The sequence below is a fragment of the Psychrobacter sp. CX90 genome, from assembly GCF_057396305.2.
This window is the reverse complement of record NZ_CM182008.1, coordinates 2,222,447-2,238,816: the sequence shown is the minus strand read 5'-3', so window position 1 is coordinate 2,238,816 and position 16,370 is coordinate 2,222,447. Positions and strand designations below refer to the sequence as shown.

The following is a 16,370-nucleotide window of genomic DNA, read 5'->3' as shown; positions in this document are numbered from 1 at the left end:
TTATGTCTAAAGTAGAACAAACAGACGGTCTTGTTGAGAAGTTAGTATCAGTGGATCGTGTCTCGAAAGTAGTTAAGGGTGGCCGTATTTTCTCATTCACTGCGCTAACTGTTGTTGGTGATGGTAATGGTCGTGTTGGTTTTGGTCGTGGTAAAGCTCGTGAAGTTCCAGCGGCGATCCAAAAAGCTCTTGAGGCTGCCAAACGTAACATGATCACAGTTGATCTTGATGGCGTTACATTACAACACCCAATTGTTGCCCGTCATGGTGCAAGTAAAGTATATATGCAACCAGCTAACGAAGGTACTGGTGTTATTGCCGGTGGTGCTGTACGTGCTGTACTTGAATCTGCTGGTGTAGAAGACGTATTAACTAAATGTTATGGTTCAACAAACCCAACTAACGTAGTACGTGCAACCTTTAATGGATTACGTGACATGTCATCACCTGAAAAGGCGGCAGCGAAGCGTGGTAAATCTGTAGACGAAATTTTGGGCTAACCATTTTTTAGATATATATAAATAGGTGAGTTACGATGAAAACAATGAAAGTTACTCAAATTAAATCTGGTGCCCATCGCCTTAAGAGCCACAAAGCTTGTCTTATGGGTTTAGGTTTACGCCGTATCGGTCAAACCGTAGAAGTTGAAGACACGCCTTCAACCCGTGGAATGGTGAATCGCATCAATTACATGGTTAAAGTGGAGGAAGCGTAATGGGACTTAAATTAAACGAATTAGCACCTGCACCTGGTTCTAAAAAAACAGCACATCGCAAAGGCCGTGGTATCGGTTCAGGTCTAGGTAAGACTGGTGGACGTGGTGTGAAAGGTCAAAAGTCACGTTCAGGATCTGGTATTCGTCGTGGATTTGAAGGTGGACAAATGCCTTTATTCCGTCGTGTACCTAAATTTGGTTTTACTAGTCAAATGGCCTTTACAACTGCTGAAGTTCGCCTATCTGAACTCAATAAGATTGAGGGTGATGTAGTAAGTGTTGAGAGTTTGAAGGAAGCCAATATTATCCGTCATGACATGAGACGTGCGCGTATCATTTTATCTGGCGAGATTAATAAAGCTTATACATTTAAAGGTGTTAAAGTGACTAAAGGTGCCCGTGTTGCTATTGAGGCAGCTGGCGGCACAGTTGAGGACACTGAGGAGTAATCTTAATGGCTAAGCAATCAGTGCCGACCTCTGCAATACCGATGAACCCACTCGTGTTTATTAAAAAGTATGACGAGCTATGGAATCGTTTATTGTTCTTAATAGGGGCTCTGGTTGTCTACCGTTTAGGTTCACACATCCCAGTTCCTGGTATTAACCCAGAGCGCTTAGCTGATTTATTTTCTCGAAATGAAGGCACTATCTTAAGCATGTTCAATATGTTTTCTGGTGGTGCATTAGAGAGAATGTCTATCATGGCTCTAGGTATCATGCCATATATATCAGCCTCAATTATAGTACAGATGATGTCAGCTGTTCTACCCTCTCTTGAAGCTCTTAAAAAAGAGGGTGAAGCTGGTAGAAGAAAACTAAATAAGTATACCCGTCAAGGTACACTTGGTTTAGCTTTTCTTCAAGCCGTTTTTATGAGTACAGGCCTTATCAGTCAAAACCTCACGCTAACGACTGGTCTTGCATTCTTTATTCCCGCCGTAAGCTCATTAGTAGCTGGGGCCATGTTCTTAATGTGGCTAGGTGAGCAAATTACGGAAAGAGGGGTAGGGAATGGGATCTCGATGCTTATCTTTGCAAGCATTGTAGCCAGTGTGCCAAGTATGATTGGTCAGTCTTTTGATATGGTCAAGAATGATTCACAGAGTTTGATTATATTGCTTGTTTTTGCTGTATTAGGAATCGCAGTTACAGCTGGGATCGTATATATTGAACGGGCACAACGCCGTATTCCTGTTAACTATGCGCAAAAGCAGCAACAAGGTCGAAAAATATATGCAGATCAGCAATCGCATTTGCCGTTAAAAATTAACATGGCAGGTGTTATTCCAGCAATTTTTGCAAGTGCTTTGTTAATGTTTCCAGCAAGCTTAGGTCAATGGGTAGGTAATTCTTCTGATCCGAGCTTATGGCAGCAATTCTTACAAACTATGTCGTTGCAATTAGCACCAGGTCAACCTTTGTATTTAATGTTATTTGGCGCTATGATTATTTTCTTCTGTTACTTCTATACGGCTTTAGTTTTCAGCCCTCGTGAAGTTGCAGAAAATTTGAAACGTAGTGGCGCATACATACCAGGAATAAGACCAGGGTTGCAAACCCAACGTTATCTTGATCATGTTTTAAATCGTTTAACCTTTATTGGGGCGATTTATATGACTGTTATATGTTTAATGCCTATGTTGATACAGTCTTCATTTGGCGTTCCATTCGGTCTTGGTGGTACCTCGCTTTTAATTATGGTAGTCGTAGTGATGGACTTTATATCGCAGCTACAGGCTCACTTAATGACACACCAATATCATGATCAAACACTAATTAAGTAAAATGTCATTACTATCGTTTTATGCTAAGTGTTTGTTCACTAGGAGAAAATTATGAAAGTTCAAGCATCTGTAAAAAAGATCTGTGGTAGCTGTAAAGTTGTTCGCCGTAAAGGTAAAGTACATGTTATCTGCAAAGCTGAACCACGCCACAAGCAGCGTCAAGGTTAATTGCATTTATGTATTCAGCTCTATTACGAATACATTTATAGAATAAACTTGAATAATTATGGCGGATGAGTTATCATCCGCCACTTGCCGTCGTTTGCGACATATTTAATAGACGTTTTATGTAGTATTTAAATACGATTTGTTAGATAAATGTCTGAATGACAAAAATCTGAAACATAAGCATTACATTAATTGTATGCTCATTTTCACAACTGGAGAGAAATCAATGGCTCGTATTGCCGGCGTAAATATCCCGGATAACAAGCATGCAGTGATTTCGTTGACTTATATTTTTGGTATTGGTCGCACAACCGCTAAGCAGATCTTAGAAGCGGTTGGTATTGCACCAACGACAAAAATCAGTCAATTAGATGACACGCAGCTTGATGCTATCCGTGCACAAGTTGGGAACTACATGACAGAAGGTGACCTTCGTCGTGACGTTTCAATGAATATTAAGCGTTTGGTTGACTTAGGGTGTTACCGTGGTATTCGCCATCGTCGTAATTTGCCTGTAAGAGGCCAAAACACTAAAAATAATGCTCGTACTCGCAAGGGTCCGATTCGTTCAATTAAAAGATAATTAACTTAGGAAGCTAAAAGATGGCAAAAGACACCCGTGGTCGTAAAAAAACGGCACGTCGTTCGGTATCCGAGGGCGTAGCCCACATTCATGCGTCTTTTAATAACACCATTGTAACGATTACCGATCGTCAAGGTAATGCATTGGCTTGGGCCACTTCTGGTGGACAAGGCTTCCGTGGTTCACGTAAATCTACACCATTTGCCGCTCAGGTTGCAGCTGAAGTTGCTGGTAAAGCAGCTCAAGAATATGGTGTAAAAAATGTCGATGTTTTGGTCAAAGGACCAGGACCGGGTCGTGAGTCTGCGGTAAGAGCCTTAGGTGCATTAGGTTATAAAATTAACAGCATATCTGATGTTACCCCAATCCCACACAATGGTTGTCGTCCGCCTAAAAAGCGTCGCGTATAAACTATTATTACCGTATATCTCGTCTTTATAAACGATTTATATACGGTGTGTGTATTAAGACGAAATTACCGTTACAAGTTACTATTAAGACGTAACTCAAGGAGACACAAGCATGGCCCGTTATACAGGACCAAAATTAAAGTTGTCACGTCGTGAAGGTACTGATTTACATTTAAAATCAGGCATTAAACCTTATGACGTTAAGACTAAAAAATCAGGTAGTGTACCTGGACAGCATGGAAATAGTCGTAGCAAAAGCTCTGAGTATTCTTTACAGCTTCGTGAAAAACAAAAAGTTAAACGTATTTATGGGGTTTTAGAGCGCCAATTTGCTAACTACTACAAAGAATCTGCACGAGCACGTGGTGCAACTGGTGAAAACCTGTTGCAAATGCTTGAACGCCGTTTAGATAATGTTGTTTATCGAATGGGTTTCGGCTCAACACGTGCAGAAGCGCGTCAGTTAGTTAGCCATCGCTCTGTTATGGTTAAAAAAGCCGGTCGTGATGAGTTTGTTCGTGTAAACATTCCTTCAATTCAGGTTCAAGATGGCGATGTTATCGCTATTCATGAAAAAGCAAAAGAACAGTTGCGTATTAAGAATGCTATTGAACTTGCAACTCAACGTGGTATACCAGAGTGGTTAGACGTTGATCATAGCAAGATGCAAGGTACATTTAAGCAAGCGCCAGATCGTACTGATCTACCAGCTGAAATCACCGAAAGCTTAATCGTTGAATTGTATTCTAAGTAAACGCAAATAATTATTAGATTAACTAATCGAGGTGACAATATGATGCTAAGTGCTACCGAGTTTCTAACGCCAAATGCCATTAATGTGGATGCGGTTGATGAAACCAATGCAAAAGTCACGCTCGAGCCGTTAGAACGCGGCTTTGGGCATACATTAGGTAATGCCCTACGTCGTATTCTTTTATCTTCATTGCCTGGTGCAGCAGTAATTGAAGCAGAGATTGAAGGAGTAGATCATGAATATTCTACTCTTGAAGGTCTGCAGGAAGATGTTTTAGATTTACTTTTAAATCTAAAAGGTCTTGCAATCACCATGCACGATCAAAATGAAGTGTTTTTAACCTTAGACAAAAAAGGGGCAGGCATAATTACTGCGGCAGACATTGATTTACCGCATAATGTTGAAATTGCTAATCCTGATTTAGTATTAGGTACTCTTGGAGAACGTGGGCATTTAAAAATGCGCTTGCGTGTGGTTATGGGTCGTGGTTATGAGCCTGCTAACTTACGCCGTGAAGACGGTGACACAAAAGCTATTGGTCGTTTAAAACTAGATGCTAGTTTTAGTCCAGTTTCACGTGTTGCTTACCAAGTTGAAAACGCTCGTGTTGAACAACGTACTGATCTTGATCGCTTAATCATTGAGCTAGAAACCAATGGTACAATCGATCCAGAAGAGGCAATTCGCAAAGCGGCAACGATTCTGCAGCAACAGATCTCAATCTTTGTAGATCTAGAAGCAGAAGAAACGCCAGAACCTGTGAAAGAGAAAGAAGAAGTTGACCCTGTCCTATTACGTCCAGTGGACGACTTAGAACTAACGGTTCGTTCAGCCAACTGTTTGAAAGCTGAAAACATTTACTATATCGGTGATTTGGTACAGCGTTCTGAAACAGAACTCCTGAAAACCCCAAATCTTGGTAAGAAGTCATTGACTGAAATTAAAGACGTATTAGCGTCTAAAGATCTTGAACTGGATATGCGCTTAGAAAATTGGCCACCAGCAGATCTACGTGTTGATGATCGTTTTTCTTATCGTAGCCGTTAACTATTAAGGATATTTGACCATGCGACATCGTAAGAGTGGAGTTAAGCTGGGTCGCACCGGCAGCCATCGTAAGGCCATGTTCCAGAACATGACAAACTCACTGTTTGAACATGAACTGATTAAAACAACTGTACCAAAAGCTAAAGAGTTACGTCGTGTAGCTGAGCCTTTAATTACTATGGCAAAAGAAGATACGGTTGCTAACCGCCGTTTGGCTTTCAGCCGTATGCGTAATAAAGATATGGTTGGAAAGTTATTTGGTACGTTAGCACCACGCTATCAAGACCGCCCAGGTGGATACTTACGTATCATCAAATGTGGTAATCGTGATGGTGATAACGCACCAATGGCTTATGTTGAGCTTGTAGACCGTGACTAATTATTAGTTAAGTTTATAGTTATACTAAAACCTCAGTTGCTCTATTAATTGTAGTGAATACACTATTAATAGAGCAACTGAGGTTTTTTAGTATTAAACTTTCATTACTGCTAATTTAGTAATTTGTTCCTAGTATTAGTGACAGTGTATTGGATGATATACATACATTCATAAACCTGATAATGATAAAGTGAGCTCGAGCTATGATTAAGCTATTGAGTTGTCTTGCTCTGATGATCTATTTATGCTGAATAAATGTTGGATCTAGGTTTATTATTCCACTAGCTCTGATACATCTCCCGCACCTTGACGGATTAGAGTAGGTGGAAAATCTGTCATATCGACCACAGTAGTTAGTTTAGTGGTTAGAATGCCTGCATTGACTAAAACGTCAACTTGATTACTAAGCTTCTCTTCGATATCAAATGGGTCATCTAGAGACAACTGCATATCAGGCATAATAAGTGAACTTGTTAGAATAGGTTCGCCTATTCCCTGTAAAAGCATTTGTGCAATTGGGTTTGAAGGCACCCTAATACCAATGCTTTTTTTCTTTGGGTGTGATAGTTTCTTAGGTACATCCTTTGTGGCATTCAAAATAAAGGTTATCGGTGCAGGAGTAATAGCCTTTAACGTTTTAAACTGTTGGTTATCTACTGTAGCGTAAGTCGCAATCTCGCTCAAATCTTGACACAGTAATGTGAACTGATGATTATCATCGAGCTGCCTTATTTGTTTAAGTTTTGCTAAGGCATTTTTTGAACCAATTTTGCAACCGAAAGCATAACTGGTATCCGTAGGGTAGATAATCAATAAGTCATTATGCAACGCCTCAACGACTTGTTTAATCAGTCTTGGTTGTGGATTACTTGGATGTATATATAAGGTTTGCATGGGGTACCTTCAATAAAATAATTTTTAACTACTCAGACATAATACTATGGTCATATTGCTTTATTGTCTTGTTTATATCATGACATAAATGTGAAAGTACAGTTAATAGCTTTTTTGCGTTAAGTGGTAAGAAATCGGGATTTTTTATAAATATTTGCGCTTGGTGGTAGACGTCTATTACAAAAGTGCTTTTGCTAGTATCAAAGTTTGCATTCAGGTTATCTTGTGATGCCCGAAACTCTTTACCGCATGTTAGAGTAAATAAACATTCTAGAGCTTGCGGTTTTATCTCGACACGTTCAAATGCCCTTTGTTGGGCTTCGCTACGACCATCTGGTGTATACCAGTAGCCAAAATCTGGTAGGCTTCGACGTTTGACCCCTGCAATGCACCAGTGGCTGATTTCATGTAGTGCACTAGAGAAAAACCCATGTGCAAATTCTAATCTAGCGGGTTGGGTTTGTGTGGCGGGAAAGTATTCTGGTTCATTTTTTCCACGAGTGAGTACAACATTGTGTGCTCTAAATGTCTGATTAAAAACTTTTATTAGCCAATCGACTTCAAGTATCTCAATGTCTTTTCTATAACTTTGCTTAGTAATGTCATGAGATTGGCGTCTTTTATTTTGAATATCCTGCCATAGCTTAGCTAGCTCTCTTACAGACTTTTGATCATTAACGCTTGAGGTTGAAGTAGCAAACATAAAATGTGTATGCTCGAGTTTAATATGGGTAGTGGACGAGTAAGACAAATAATCTGTTAATCTACTAATAGGTAACTCATTAAAATTAATATTTGACATAGTAGGCATTGTAACTGGTAAAAGAGTTTTTTTAAGGAGATAGCGTTATACAGTGCGAGTAGCGACCTGTTTAAAAATATTAATATACATTGCTATAAGGACTATCTGCATTATATAGCTTACAATAGTGCTATATCTGTATTATTTGAAAATCGTGAGATGACATTATGTTAACTAAGAATGTGAAAAAAATGAACGCTTTCCAAACGGCTGCTAAATCTTCCTCCAATAACGTTGAAGAAAATTTACCAAATCATATTAATCTGGAAAAGTGGCAAGACGTGGGATATAGCTGGTATGGTACTATCATACCTAGAAATATGCCACGTTTGGCGAGTTCAGTGCCTGCCAAATATTTAGATGAAACCATTGATCTAAAGTTTGAGATGAAAAAAATAGGTCAGTTGCTGACATTAACAATGGATTTCTCAGGTAAGATTTGGGTAATTTGTCAGCGTTGCCTAGAACCTTTAAACATAGATGTAGGTCATCACAATCAATTGGTTTTACTGGAAAATGAAGCGCAAGAGAGTCTGGTAGATGAATCAGATGATTATTTATTGCTTGATGAACTCTTAGATAGCTATGCAGAGAATAAAAAAGGTGAACGTTTGTTACCCATTGCAAAGCTTATAGAGGATGAATTATTACTGGATGTTCCTTTATCGGCGAAACATGATGATTGTGAAATGGCAGTAGAACAGGTAGGGGATATTATTGAAGAAGAGGCAGAAAGTCCGTTTGCCGCATTGGCAGAATTAAAAGGCAAACTGTGAGTTAGAATGGTTGTGTGATTAAAGTCGATGTATAAGAACAATAGTAGAATTGCCCCTTTATTTAATGGAATAAAAAGCGTATAATCCCTCGTTTATTATTCCCAGATTTTAACCCTATTTGATTTTTAATAAGAGTTTCTCTTATTTTGGTCAATAGAGAACTCATTTTTGCTAGATGAGCGTTGCTGTATTTATACTTGGTGGCGCTAAAAGCATGTTTTAGAATAGGAGCTAGTCCCATGGCTGTTCAAAAAAGTCGTAAAAGTCGCTCACGTCGTGATATGCGTCGTTCACACCACCATATGGAAGTTGCAGAGCTGAGCATTGATGCCACTACAGGTGAAAAACATCGTCGTCATCATATGACTAAAGATGGATTTTACCGTGGTCGCCAATTGTTTAAGGCAAATCAAGACGACTAATTCATAAATCATTTTTATGATTGAGTTTCATATAAGAGCCAAGCTTATCTAATGCGAACGTGTCATTAGGAAGCTTGGTTTTCTTATTTTTAATGATACATATATAAGATATATCTAGTTGAGTCTTATAAATTAGATATTATGTTACCCTTATATACTATGATAGGTATATTATTTATAAGGTGTGTTGTTTAACTCCGCCTTATATCGGATCTAAATTGAACAAACTATTCTAAAATATAAGTAGGCAATAAAATGTCGATATCACAGTCGCAACCAGTCAAAAAACAAGCTTCATCGGATTTACCTCGGCGTATCGCAGTTGTTTTCCCCGGACAAGGATCTCAAACTGTGGGTATGCTATCTGAGCTAAGTGAAGAGTATCCGATAGTTAATGCCACGTTTCAAGAGGCTAGCAATGCGTTGGGGTTTGACTTATGGGAAGTTTGCCAAGATGATGTTGAGCTGGGTAAAACAGAAAATACACAGCCTGCTTTATTAACGGCAAGTATGGCTATTTGGCGCATTTTAGAAGCGCAAGCTGATATTGAGCCTTTATTTTTGGCAGGTCATTCACTTGGTGAGTATAGTGCGCTGTGTGCAGCAGGTGCTATAAGTCTAAGTGATGCTGTTAAATTAGTCCATGCTAGAGGCAAGTTAATGCAGGAGGCTGTGGCCGATATTGATGCGAAAATGGCCGCTGTACTTGGTTTAGAAGACAGTCAGGTCACCAGTATATGTGAACAAGTTAAGAGTAGTAGTGATGAGTATATCGTCAGTGCCGCTAATTTTAATAGCCCTGGTCAAGTGGTGGTTGCAGGCAATGAGCAAGGTGTAGAGGCACTAATTGAGCAGATTAAGGCCATGGGTAAAAAAGTCGTGCCCCTTAAAGTGAGCGTTCCCTCACATTGTGCTCTAATGGAGCCAGCCAGCGACGCTTTAGCAAAAAAACTCAAAGCAAGTGATATTAACTTACCTAGAATACCGGTAATTCAAAATCGTAATGCCGCTGTTGAAAAGACGGTTACCAATATTACCCAAGCACTAACTGAGCAGTTAAGTATGCCTGTGCTTTGGACGCAAACCATGCAAAATTTAGCAGATAAACATATAAACTTGTTAATCGAATGTGGTGCAGGTACGGTGTTAAGTAATCTTGCAAAAAGACAAGAGACACCTATTGCAAGTTTTCCTACAGATAAGCCTGCACGTATAATTAAATTATTAGAGGAGTTGTCATGAGCCGTACTATTACATTGGTAACGGGCGCTAGCCGAGGGATTGGCAAAGCAATTGCTAAGCGATTTGCAAAAGAAGGTCATTTTGTTATTGGTACTGCAACTACTGCCGAAGGGGCGCAATCTATCGATGATTATTTACATGATGCTGGTGGTATTGGCAGAGCTTTAAATGTCAATGACCCTGAGCACATTGAGAAATTATTTGAAGAAATAGAAAGCGTTTATGGTAGTGTTCAGGTATTGGTAAATAATGCTGGTATTACTAAAGATGGGCTTCTCATGCGTATGAGTAGTGAGGACTGGGATACAGTTGTTGAAACCAACCTAACCTCTATATATCGCATGAGCAAGCGTGCTATGCGTGGTATGATGAAAGCTCGTAAAGGCCGTATTATAAATATTACTTCTGTGGTTGCACAGATGGGTAATGCTGGTCAAGCAAATTATGCAGCTACCAAAGCAGGTGTAGAAGGTTTTAGTCGTACGTTAGCTCGTGAGATTGGTTCACGTAAAGTCACTGTAAACTGTGTGGCACCTGGTCTGATTGAAACAGATATGACTGATGAGCTAGATGAGCGTTTATTAAACTCTATGCTTGATGCTGTACCAGCAGGTCGTTTAGGTCAACCTGAGGATGTGGCAGCGGCAGTCTCTTTCTTGGCAAGTGATGAAGCAAGTTATATTACGGGTGCTGTTTTACCTGTTAATGGTGGCATGTATATGTCATAGCCCCTGTATTACAAAGGCAAAATTACAACTAAATAGCCAAACTGTCAAAAAAATTGCTAATCGGCTTATAAAAAGGTTAGTAATAAGTAAATCCTTTTGATACAATGAACACTTGTAAACTAAACTATAAGGGATGGTTGTCAAGACCATTTCGTTCGTCATAGTTACAATATTATCAATATTATAATTATGCTTTAAATTGAGTAAGGAGACTTTCATGAGCGATGATATCGAGTTAAAAGTAAAGACTGCAGTAGCTGAACAACTGGACATTAATGTTGAAGACATTAGTAATGATGCTTCATTTATGAATGATTTAGGTGCAGATTCTTTAGATTTAGTAGAACTAGTAATGTCATTTGAAAATGATTTTGATATCACTATCCCTGATGATGATTCAAGTGAAATCACAACCGTACAAAAAGCGATTGATTACGTTAAGTCAAAGCTGTAACTTTATCTTAATGGATATCTATAGTTTTGGTAAGTAAGCCTATCGTTTAAAAGCGTGTTAACGCTTGCTAAACCACGATTTATCGTGGTTTTTTTATGGGTGGTTTTTTTATGGATAGTGTTTATGTATTTTTCGGTAATTAATAGGTGTAATTTGCAGAGCAAAACCATATTTTTCCCAGAGCAAGATCATATTTTTACTGAAAAATAAATTAGCATTATTAAAGCCACTAATATATTACAGACACTAAGTTGTTAATTTAGCGTTATTGGGCCTAAGTTTACTCATTTTAGATCAATCCAATACATCTATTTATGCGTAGATGCCTTATGAAGTACCTTTAAGGGCAAATATTTTGACTATAGTAGACACAAGATGTGTAGCTCTCTATATAGTCAAATAAAGTAGAATTAATAAAATGTAACAATACGCTACATTTGGATAGTGATTATTCTATCCGTTATGGCTATACTTTTAGTTGACAAGTTAAAAAACTTATATCACTAGCCAGTCTTATTAATTATTTATAATAAATATATGATTAATATTGGCTTAATTAATAACTTAATTAATAAAAAGTAATAGGAGAAATTTATGGGAATTTTTAGTTTCGCAAAGGACATCGGCGATAAAATATTTAACCGCGATGAGAAGAATCCAGAGTCAAAAGCTGACTCTAATACCCCAGAATCTAGCGAACCGTCAGCTCAATCTGTTGCAAATCTTTTGTTAAAGCGTATTCAGCAGCAAAATCTTGATATTAGTGATCTTAAAGTCAAATATAATGGCAGCACCGATACTGCTGAAATAAGCGGTAGTGCAGCAACTCAGGCAGATCGTGAAAAAGCCATTATCGCGATTGGTAATGTTCAAAACGTTGCTAAAGTTATTGATAATATCGATATTAAAGATGATGCCCCTGAGTCGACAATGTATACGGTTAAGTCGGGTGATACATTATCAAAAATTTCTGCAGAAGTTTATGGGTCAGCAAATGAATATAATAAAATTTTTGAAGCCAATAAACCAATGCTGACTAGTCCAGATAAAATTTATCCCGGTCAAGTCTTACGTATTCCTAAGCCATAATTTGATTTATTATTAAATTCTGTATTTATATTTAATAGTTAAGTAACTAAAATAAAACTAAAGTAATAAGTTAATCACTAAATAATCAACTCTTCACAAAAAACAGTGAGTTGAAAGATAGTGAGTTGAAAGTTACTTAATTAACGCTTTATATAGAAGGGCATACACTTATAGTATGCCTTTTTTTATGGGCATATTTTATAAGTGATGATAGGGATAACTACGTTTTGTTGGTAGATGCCTGTTTAGTTAAAAAAACTGTTTATTCTAGTGAAGAGCATTACAAATTAGGCAACTTTGTGGTTAATTGGATTTGTATTTAGATCTTATATTAAACATGGCATGGGACAAGGCTTATAAAATAAAGTTTACAAACACAGTTAACTAAGCCTGCTTATTTTTAGCGCTTTGCTGATCAATTGCCCAAATTATGTGTTCATCGAGCATGTCATTAATTTGTCCTAATCGACGTTTTAATGCGCTAAGATATTCAGGGTTATATGGGGCATTGCCCAAACCTATAGATATATTGCGTAAAAAATTTATGTAACCCGTCCGTCTTATGGGGCTTCCCTGAGTACGCTCGAGGAACTGTTCCTCGCTCCAATTCCAAAGCTCAATGAGTGTGCTATTATCGAGTCCGTGACGGGCATGAAAGTCATCAATAACAGTAACTTTAGCATAACGATTCCAAGGACAAATTAGCTGACAATCATCACAACCAAAGATGCGATTTCCAATAGCTTCCCTGTATTGCTTATCAATGGCACCATCATGTTCAATCGTTAAATATGAAATACAGGCATTAGCCTTCAGTTGATAGGGGGCAGTAATCGCTTGAGTCGGGCATATTTCTATACACGCTGAACAACTGCCACAGTGTGCTTGTACAGGCTCATCTTCTGGGAGGGTAAGGCTCAAAAATAACTCGCCCAATACAAAAAAAGACCCTGCTTGCTTATTAATCAGTAGTGTATGCTTACCTGTCCAGCCCAGCCCGGCTGCATCAGCTAGCGGCCGTTCAAAAATAGGTGCTGAATCACTAAAGGGTCTAAATATAAAGGGGGCATCCGTATTGATGTCAAGGTGCTGCCATTGCGGGAGCATCTGTTCAATAGACAGAGCCAATTTTTTTAGCCTAGCACGCATGATTTTATGATAGTCACGACCACGAGCATATCGAGCGATAATCGCATTGTTTGGTCGTGCATTATCTTGCACAGTGCGTGGTTTTGGTGGTATTTGAAGATAATCCATACGTACAGATATTATGGTACGAGAGCCTTCGACTAATAATGAAGGATTGGCACGCTTATCGTGATTTTTTTCAAGAAAGGTCATTTGACCATGATTGCTTTGAGCCAGCCAATCCCTTAATCCTTGCATTTGACGCTTGAAAACGGGGTTATAAACACTCACAAAACCGCAAGTGGCAAACCCTAACTGCTGAGCTTGCTCACGAATCCAAGCTTTAACATCTTCTGGATGACTAAAGGCATTGGTTTTAATCGAATGGTCAGATTTTGGGTTAGACATAGGGTAGAGCTCAAAGCATCAGGATAAAAGAGTATGATAAGCTATAGTGAGTTATTTTTAAAAGGTAAGAGTTCAAATAACGGTGTTACCGTTAACCAACCAATAAGGTTATCAGTACATTAAACCTTACTACCTTAATATAAAGGGGAGAAAATGAAATCTAATGCTAATGCAATTAATAAAAAAATGACACCTTTATATACACCAAGCCAAGTTTATGCTATTGAAAAGAAATGGTTTGAATCTGGTAATGCTAGCTTTGGGTTGATGCAGCAAGCAGCGTGGCAAATGGCGATGTGGATATATACGCATAATAATAAAAATCTTAAAGGCTATGTATGGGTTGGTAGTGGGAATAATGGCGGCGATGGCTGGCTTGTAGCAACTTATCTTAAACAATTAGGTGCTGATATCCGCGTTATTGAAGTCGGACAAGTAACCAGCGATGATGCGAAGTTAGCGCAACAGAGAGCGCAAAATAAGGGTATTGAGAGTATAAGTTTCGAGCAAATTATAGAAGATAAGCACAGCCTAAAATATGAACAGTTTGCTGATGCGACCCTATTTATAGATGCATTATTTGGTATTGGTTTAGATAGAGCGCCTACGGGTAGTTATGCTCAAGCGATTCATACCATTAACGAAAATGCGAAGCTATTCAACATTAACATAGTGGCGATTGATGTGCCAAGTGGGCTGGTTGCCAGTACGGGACAGGTATTTAATGACTGTGCCGTAAAAGCAGACAGCACATTATGCTTAGTGGCACGTAAGATTGGGTTACATATCAAAGATGGTGTCGATTTTAGCGGTAATGTGGTGGACCTTCCTCTTATTCCAAGCGTCCTTGAATATAAACCAGCTGCTAGATTACAGTATATGGCGCAAGTTATGACTAAGCGAAATAGTAACTCTCATAAAGGTAGTTTTGGGCATGTGCTAATTATTGGCGGTAATCAAGTTGATGGCTCACAAGGGATGGGCGGTGCAGCCATATTATCCGCATCGAGTGTATTTGTGGCAGGTGTGGGTAAGTTAACCGTTGCCTGTCATGAGGCGTTTCATGGAAGTTTGATTACCACATTACCTAATGCAATGACTATTGATTTACATGATATTAACGGTGTCACGCGTCTTATTGAGCAATGCGATGTGGTCGCTATTGGTATGGGGCTTGGGCGAGATGATAAAAGCCAAGCTTTATTCGATGCGTATTTAGAATCTGCCATGTTGGCAGGAATAGATATAGTGATTGATGCAGATGGCTTTTATCATTTAGCAGAGCTAGTAAGTCAACAACCTGAATTAAAACAGAGGCTTGCTTCATATTCTGGCAGTTCAGATAATGATCAAAACTCGCCTAAAATATATTACACGCCACACAGTGGCGAGGCGGCAAGACTGATAGGTAATGATGTTAAGACTGTCGAAGCCAACAGATTGGATGCAGTGAAAAGCTTAGCGGATAGTTATCAAGGCAATTGGCTCTTGAAGGGTGCAGGTTCAATTGTTATTGAGCAAGATGAGGTATATGTGTGCGGTGCAGGTAATGCCGGAATGGCCACAGCAGGGATGGGGGATGTGCTGTCTGGACTAGTTGCAGGTTTATTGGCTCAGAAGTCTATGTTCGGGACAGTGCATGACAGAAAGTGTAGCAGCTTACAACAAGCAGTGATGATCCATGCTATGGCAGGAGATAAGTTAGCGGATAAAGTAGGCGAGTGGGCAGTTCAGGCTAGCGATATGCACAGCATGATAGGGCAGGTGTTGAAAGAGTTAACTTAATATTGTTAATTTATATCATCAAAAAGGTATGAGTTTTCAAGCATATACCTTTGGTACACTGTTGAATTAAACGCAATAAATTAACTTGTTTAAATTTAAAGCAGCGACTAAAACCAGTGTAAGTTATTCAAGTAAGCTCAGCCAGCGGGTTAGACTGTTAGGTTAGACCCTGCGAATTTCTTTTTTAAAAAAGGTATGAGAGTCAGATTGCTTGTCCCGTACAGTATTGGTCGATCAGCTTTTGATAATTTTCACGTTTTAGCTCAATCTCACGATTGCTTAAGTATTTGCGACCACCATTGGCATCTAATTCGTATATGCGACCACCAGAGTTGAGATTGGTCAAATTATTACGCAGTGATTGACAACGTTGGGCATTATCTTTTAACTCTTGTTCGATGGTTTGCTGTTGAGATAAAACGTTTGATTGAGCTGCAGGGGGGGTGGTCTTCCCAGCTAATTCACCAGCATCCAACTGTCGTCCGTTGCTACGTAGCTCTATAATTTCCACTTCATTTTTGGAACCCTCTGGTGGAAATTGTGAAAACTTAACTTCGCCAAATTTACCAATAGACTTATACACCGTTGTCGTCGTGGCACTCGCAGGAGTGAGCATGGCAATGAAAGCTATAGCCATTGTAGTTGTTTCAAAAAGCTTTTTTAATGGTACTTTTAATGGGACTAGAGTCATGCGCTTAACCTATAAATTAGTCAAAAGGGTCAATTTGTTATCACTTACTTATGATTTGAAGCTCTTCGTTTATGCACCTAATCCTGCACACAGGATATAGCCACTTAAT

General features: G+C 38.9%; 21 protein-coding genes. 17 read left to right on the top strand and 4 right to left on the bottom strand.

Features of this window, described 5'->3' with window-relative positions:
* The first annotated feature begins 2 nt into the window (after positions 1-2).
* The 10 genes from rpsE (at position 3) to rplQ (ending at position 5,842) form a co-directional block, all read left to right on the top strand.
* Positions 3-500, top strand: a complete 498-nt coding sequence (rpsE, locus tag AC2SLN_RS08850) for a 30S ribosomal protein S5 (protein WP_486531041.1) — start codon at positions 3-5, stop codon at positions 498-500.
* Positions 501-535: 35 nt separating this feature from the next.
* A complete protein-coding gene (rpmD, locus tag AC2SLN_RS08845) occupies positions 536-715 on the top strand; it encodes a 50S ribosomal protein L30 (RefSeq protein ID WP_486531042.1) in 180 nt (59 codons plus the stop codon).
* On the top strand, positions 715-1,164 hold the full coding sequence (gene rplO, locus AC2SLN_RS08840) for a 50S ribosomal protein L15 (RefSeq protein ID WP_486548194.1): 450 nt from the start codon (positions 715-717) through the stop codon (positions 1,162-1,164). The genes rpmD and rplO overlap by 1 nt, the downstream gene beginning before the upstream one ends.
* A 5-nt stretch (positions 1,165-1,169) precedes the next feature.
* Positions 1,170-2,501, top strand: coding sequence for a preprotein translocase subunit SecY (gene secY / locus AC2SLN_RS08835; RefSeq protein WP_486548195.1), 1,332 nt, complete (start codon positions 1,170-1,172; stop codon positions 2,499-2,501).
* A 51-nt stretch (positions 2,502-2,552) separates the two neighbouring features.
* Complete coding sequence (gene rpmJ, locus AC2SLN_RS08830) at positions 2,553-2,669, top strand: 50S ribosomal protein L36 (RefSeq protein ID WP_007394227.1); 117 nt, start codon at positions 2,553-2,555, stop codon at positions 2,667-2,669.
* 226 nt (positions 2,670-2,895) lie between these two features.
* Positions 2,896-3,252: a 30S ribosomal protein S13 gene (gene rpsM / locus AC2SLN_RS08825; protein WP_486531106.1), complete on the top strand. Its 357-nt coding sequence runs from the start codon at positions 2,896-2,898 to the stop codon at positions 3,250-3,252.
* A gap of 20 nt (positions 3,253-3,272) precedes the next feature.
* On the top strand, positions 3,273-3,662 hold the full coding sequence (rpsK, locus tag AC2SLN_RS08820; protein ID WP_486531045.1) for a 30S ribosomal protein S11: 390 nt from the start codon (positions 3,273-3,275) through the stop codon (positions 3,660-3,662).
* A gap of 112 nt (positions 3,663-3,774) precedes the next feature.
* On the top strand, positions 3,775-4,416 hold the full coding sequence (rpsD, locus tag AC2SLN_RS08815; protein ID WP_486531046.1) for a 30S ribosomal protein S4: 642 nt from the start codon (positions 3,775-3,777) through the stop codon (positions 4,414-4,416).
* A gap of 39 nt (positions 4,417-4,455) precedes the next feature.
* Positions 4,456-5,463, top strand: coding sequence for a DNA-directed RNA polymerase subunit alpha (locus tag AC2SLN_RS08810; protein ID WP_486548196.1), 1,008 nt, complete (start codon positions 4,456-4,458; stop codon positions 5,461-5,463).
* Positions 5,464-5,482: 19 nt separating this feature from the next.
* The gene (gene rplQ / locus AC2SLN_RS08805; RefSeq protein WP_486531048.1) at positions 5,483-5,842 is read left to right on the top strand and encodes a 50S ribosomal protein L17; all 360 of its coding nucleotides are present in this window, start codon (positions 5,483-5,485) and stop codon (positions 5,840-5,842) included.
* A 273-nt stretch (positions 5,843-6,115) separates the two neighbouring features.
* On the opposite strand, the gene AC2SLN_RS08800 is transcribed toward rplQ, so the two are convergent.
* Entirely contained in the window at positions 6,116-6,736 is a 621-nt protein-coding gene (locus tag AC2SLN_RS08800) for an L-threonylcarbamoyladenylate synthase (RefSeq protein ID WP_486548197.1), read from the bottom strand.
* A 28-nt stretch (positions 6,737-6,764) separates the two neighbouring features.
* Positions 6,765-7,538: an elongation factor P hydroxylase gene (locus tag AC2SLN_RS08795; RefSeq protein ID WP_486548198.1), complete on the bottom strand. Its 774-nt coding sequence runs from the start codon at positions 7,536-7,538 to the stop codon at positions 6,765-6,767.
* Between the two features lie 191 nt (positions 7,539-7,729).
* Here AC2SLN_RS08795 and AC2SLN_RS08790 point away from each other — a divergent pair, with 191 nt between their 5' ends.
* The 6 genes from AC2SLN_RS08790 to lysM all read left to right on the top strand — a co-directional run bounded on the left by AC2SLN_RS08790 (position 7,730) and on the right by lysM (position 12,249).
* Entirely contained in the window at positions 7,730-8,314 is a 585-nt protein-coding gene (locus tag AC2SLN_RS08790) for a YceD family protein (protein WP_486548199.1), read from the top strand.
* Between the two features lie 239 nt (positions 8,315-8,553).
* Positions 8,554-8,736, top strand: a complete 183-nt coding sequence (gene rpmF, locus AC2SLN_RS08785) for a 50S ribosomal protein L32 (RefSeq protein WP_486531052.1) — start codon at positions 8,554-8,556, stop codon at positions 8,734-8,736.
* A gap of 255 nt (positions 8,737-8,991) precedes the next feature.
* Entirely contained in the window at positions 8,992-9,978 is a 987-nt protein-coding gene (gene fabD / locus AC2SLN_RS08780) for an ACP S-malonyltransferase (protein WP_486548200.1), read from the top strand.
* Positions 9,975-10,706, top strand: a complete 732-nt coding sequence (gene fabG, locus AC2SLN_RS08775) for a 3-oxoacyl-ACP reductase FabG (protein ID WP_486548201.1) — start codon at positions 9,975-9,977, stop codon at positions 10,704-10,706. Before fabD ends, fabG begins: the two co-directional genes overlap by 4 nt.
* Positions 10,707-10,923: 217 nt before the next feature.
* Positions 10,924-11,160: an acyl carrier protein gene (acpP, locus tag AC2SLN_RS08770; protein WP_486531055.1), complete on the top strand. Its 237-nt coding sequence runs from the start codon at positions 10,924-10,926 to the stop codon at positions 11,158-11,160.
* 594 nt (positions 11,161-11,754) lie between these two features.
* Complete coding sequence (lysM, locus tag AC2SLN_RS08765) at positions 11,755-12,249, top strand: peptidoglycan-binding protein LysM (RefSeq protein ID WP_486531056.1); 495 nt, start codon at positions 11,755-11,757, stop codon at positions 12,247-12,249.
* Positions 12,250-12,633: 384 nt separating this feature from the next.
* Here the strand turns inward: lysM and queG are convergent, their stop codons facing one another.
* Positions 12,634-13,785, bottom strand: coding sequence for a tRNA epoxyqueuosine(34) reductase QueG (gene queG / locus AC2SLN_RS08760; RefSeq protein ID WP_486548202.1), 1,152 nt, complete (start codon positions 13,783-13,785; stop codon positions 12,634-12,636).
* Positions 13,786-13,938: 153 nt separating this feature from the next.
* Between queG and AC2SLN_RS08755 the strand changes: the two genes are divergently transcribed.
* Positions 13,939-15,570, top strand: coding sequence for an NAD(P)H-hydrate dehydratase (locus AC2SLN_RS08755; RefSeq protein ID WP_486548203.1), 1,632 nt, complete (start codon positions 13,939-13,941; stop codon positions 15,568-15,570).
* A gap of 202 nt (positions 15,571-15,772) precedes the next feature.
* Here the strand turns inward: AC2SLN_RS08755 and AC2SLN_RS08750 are convergent, their stop codons facing one another.
* Positions 15,773-16,261: a DUF4124 domain-containing protein gene (locus AC2SLN_RS08750; RefSeq protein WP_486548204.1), complete on the bottom strand. Its 489-nt coding sequence runs from the start codon at positions 16,259-16,261 to the stop codon at positions 15,773-15,775.
* Positions 16,262-16,370: the final 109 nt, after the last annotated feature.

What these genes read in the sequence shown, in the direction of transcription:
- rpsE (WP_486531041.1), top strand. Translation starts at nt 3, where the DNA reads ATGTCTAAAGTAGAACAAACAGACGGTCTTGTTGAGAAGTTAGTATCA.
- rpmD (WP_486531042.1), top strand. Translation starts at nt 536, where the DNA reads ATGAAAACAATGAAAGTTACTCAAATTAAATCTGGTGCCCATCGCCTT.
- rplO (WP_486548194.1), top strand. Translation starts at nt 715, where the DNA reads ATGGGACTTAAATTAAACGAATTAGCACCTGCACCTGGTTCTAAAAAA.
- secY (WP_486548195.1), top strand. Translation starts at nt 1,170, where the DNA reads ATGGCTAAGCAATCAGTGCCGACCTCTGCAATACCGATGAACCCACTC.
- rpmJ (WP_007394227.1), top strand. Translation starts at nt 2,553, where the DNA reads ATGAAAGTTCAAGCATCTGTAAAAAAGATCTGTGGTAGCTGTAAAGTT.
- rpsM (WP_486531106.1), top strand. Translation starts at nt 2,896, where the DNA reads ATGGCTCGTATTGCCGGCGTAAATATCCCGGATAACAAGCATGCAGTG.
- rpsK (WP_486531045.1), top strand. Translation starts at nt 3,273, where the DNA reads ATGGCAAAAGACACCCGTGGTCGTAAAAAAACGGCACGTCGTTCGGTA.
- rpsD (WP_486531046.1), top strand. Translation starts at nt 3,775, where the DNA reads ATGGCCCGTTATACAGGACCAAAATTAAAGTTGTCACGTCGTGAAGGT.
- AC2SLN_RS08810 (WP_486548196.1), top strand. Translation starts at nt 4,456, where the DNA reads ATGATGCTAAGTGCTACCGAGTTTCTAACGCCAAATGCCATTAATGTG.
- rplQ (WP_486531048.1), top strand. Translation starts at nt 5,483, where the DNA reads ATGCGACATCGTAAGAGTGGAGTTAAGCTGGGTCGCACCGGCAGCCAT.
- AC2SLN_RS08800 (WP_486548197.1), bottom strand. Translation starts at nt 6,736, where the DNA reads ATGCAAACCTTATATATACATCCAAGTAATCCACAACCAAGACTGATT.
- AC2SLN_RS08795 (WP_486548198.1), bottom strand. Translation starts at nt 7,538, where the DNA reads ATGTCAAATATTAATTTTAATGAGTTACCTATTAGTAGATTAACAGAT.
- AC2SLN_RS08790 (WP_486548199.1), top strand. Translation starts at nt 7,730, where the DNA reads ATGAACGCTTTCCAAACGGCTGCTAAATCTTCCTCCAATAACGTTGAA.
- rpmF (WP_486531052.1), top strand. Translation starts at nt 8,554, where the DNA reads ATGGCTGTTCAAAAAAGTCGTAAAAGTCGCTCACGTCGTGATATGCGT.
- fabD (WP_486548200.1), top strand. Translation starts at nt 8,992, where the DNA reads ATGTCGATATCACAGTCGCAACCAGTCAAAAAACAAGCTTCATCGGAT.
- fabG (WP_486548201.1), top strand. Translation starts at nt 9,975, where the DNA reads ATGAGCCGTACTATTACATTGGTAACGGGCGCTAGCCGAGGGATTGGC.
- acpP (WP_486531055.1), top strand. Translation starts at nt 10,924, where the DNA reads ATGAGCGATGATATCGAGTTAAAAGTAAAGACTGCAGTAGCTGAACAA.
- lysM (WP_486531056.1), top strand. Translation starts at nt 11,755, where the DNA reads ATGGGAATTTTTAGTTTCGCAAAGGACATCGGCGATAAAATATTTAAC.
- queG (WP_486548202.1), bottom strand. Translation starts at nt 13,785, where the DNA reads ATGTCTAACCCAAAATCTGACCATTCGATTAAAACCAATGCCTTTAGT.
- AC2SLN_RS08755 (WP_486548203.1), top strand. Translation starts at nt 13,939, where the DNA reads ATGAAATCTAATGCTAATGCAATTAATAAAAAAATGACACCTTTATAT.
- AC2SLN_RS08750 (WP_486548204.1), bottom strand. Translation starts at nt 16,261, where the DNA reads ATGACTCTAGTCCCATTAAAAGTACCATTAAAAAAGCTTTTTGAAACA.